We start from the raw sequence: 1,975 nt of genomic DNA, 5'->3' as shown, positions 1-1,975 counted from the left end.
CTACTTTAAATTCTTTAGGGACAACCTTTTCAAGTTTTTGCTCAACAGCAACTACATCTTTACCCATCGCAAATTTGGTGCGGTTTGAAGCCCGAAAATATGCGTGTGCACGGCTATTGTCGGCCAGCCGAGAGATAAGGAAAATAGAACGGCCTTCATACGTAGTTAATTAAATTGAGAGTAAAGTAAGTAACTAGCTGTCACGATTAAAGCGCCACCCATCGATAAATTAAACAACTTTAATTTGAATTTACTATTTAATAATTTGGCAGATTTGTCTCCTAGTACAGACCAACAAAAAAGAGATAAGTAACAGACAACAAAATAAATTAATGAAAAGAGTAAGAACTCTTTTGAACTGTTAGGAACCGAAAACAAGGAAGCGCCAGCTAAACAAGCAATCCATGCTTTAGGATTTAGCCATTGTAAAATAAAACCTTGTAGAAATGTTGGTTGGTGCTGTTTTTCAATATCTAGCTCTGGGTCTGACGTTGCAATTAGATATCCCATGTAAATGATAAATGAGGAGCCAACAACGGTTAAATATTTAAGAAAACTAGGGTAGGAGTTTATTACCTGAGAAAAACCGAGTCCTATGAACAAAAGTAGTAATGTGAACCCAATGGTTCCGCCTGAAACGAAAGGTAAAGTTTTTCGAACTCCATAATTCATTCCGGAGGAAATAATAATCATATTTACAGGACCCGGTGAAATCGACATGGTTAATGAAAACGAAAACATTGCTATTAGTAAAGACATAAATTCTCCTTAGTTTATGGAGACTATATATTAATATTATTGGTTCGATTAGCTGTTATAATTGGTTTTCACTGTTCTATATATTTTAATAATTATGATAGATGAATTACGTTCAATGGCTATTTTCGCGGAGACGATAAAACAAGGTTCTTTTCGGGCTGCGGCCAAAAAATTACAGTTATCTCCTTCAGTTGTTAGTTATCAAGTTACTCAACTGGAAAACCATCTTGGTACTGCTCTTATTTACCGTTCAACTAGAAACCTTTCTTTAACTAATGAGGGAAAGGTACTTTTTCAATACGCATTGAGTATGGTTGAGTCGGCGCATCAAGGACTAAACTTGGTGACTTCAAAACAACAAGAGTTAAGGGGAACCTTAACGGTGACGCTACCTTCTGCGTTGATAAAATCAGATATTAGTAGAAATATCGCTAAATTTGCAAAGAGTCATGCTTTGTTAAATCTGAATTTTATTTACACAGATGAAAGACAAAACCTAATTGAACAAGGGATAGATATCGCTTTTCGAGCTGGTGAAATGGAGGACAGTAATCTAATCGCGACACGAGTGGGTGAAATAAAGAGAAAATTAGTCTGCTCTTATGAATTCGCTCAAATGATAGAGGAGCCAATTTCTCCTGTTGATATAGAGCAATACAACTGGATAAAACTTACCATGCTTCCTAATAGAAGAACCTTGATTGATGCTAACGGCGAGAAAGTCGATATTAGCTTTAAGAGCAATGTTAGCGTTAATAGCGTAGAAGCAATGACAGAACTATGTCTGAATGGGTTAGGTATAGCGACTCCACCAGACTATTTAGTTGAAAAAGGGCTAAAAGATAGATCTTTAGTTGAGTTATTAACTAACTGGAAAATTGAGCCTATACCCATATATGCTGTTTGGCCAAGTAACGTATTTCAAAGCAGTAATGCTAAGCGTTTGCTGAGCTTTCTAAATCAAACTACCCAATAGGACTCAAAATAGAAACAGATATAAAAGACTATTGACCACGCTATTAGTCAGTCTTATCTTTAAACTCACACAAGTCTTCAATAATACAGCTGCCGCATTTAGGCTTACGGGCAACGCAAGTATAGCGCCCGTGTAGTATTAGCCAGTGGTGTACGTCTACTTTAAATTCTTTAGGGACAACCTTTTCAAGTTTTTGCTCAACAGCAACTACATCTTTACCCATCGCAAATTTGGTGCGGT

Annotated in this window: 2 protein-coding genes and 2 pseudogenes; 1 reads left to right on the top strand and 3 read right to left on the bottom strand. The window is 36.5% G+C overall.

Features of this window, described 5'->3' with window-relative positions; translation table 11 throughout:
• Both AN391_RS20835 and AN391_RS19765 read right to left on the bottom strand, forming a co-directional pair.
• Window positions 1-132 (bottom strand): annotated as a pseudogene (locus AN391_RS20835) (endonuclease III); the annotation flags it as partial.
• Between the two features lie 33 nt (window positions 133-165).
• The gene (locus AN391_RS19765; protein ID WP_055016970.1) at window positions 166-759 is read right to left on the bottom strand and encodes a LysE family translocator; all 594 of its coding nucleotides are present in this window, start codon (window positions 757-759) and stop codon (window positions 166-168) included.
• 94 nt (window positions 760-853) lie between these two features.
• Between AN391_RS19765 and AN391_RS19760 the strand changes: the two genes are divergently transcribed.
• Window positions 854-1,735, top strand: a complete 882-nt coding sequence (locus AN391_RS19760; protein ID WP_146258098.1) for a LysR family transcriptional regulator — start codon at window positions 854-856, stop codon at window positions 1,733-1,735.
• 43 nt (window positions 1,736-1,778) lie between these two features.
• Here the strand turns inward: AN391_RS19760 and AN391_RS19755 are convergent.
• A pseudogene (locus tag AN391_RS19755) lies at window positions 1,779-1,975 on the bottom strand (endonuclease III); the annotation flags it as partial.

The sequence above is a fragment of the Pseudoalteromonas sp. P1-13-1a genome (assembly GCF_001401875.1).
Classification (GTDB): Bacteria; Pseudomonadota; Gammaproteobacteria; order Enterobacterales; family Alteromonadaceae; genus Pseudoalteromonas.
Note: the sequence above shows the minus strand (reverse complement) of the source record. Positions and strands in the feature narration are given on the sequence as shown.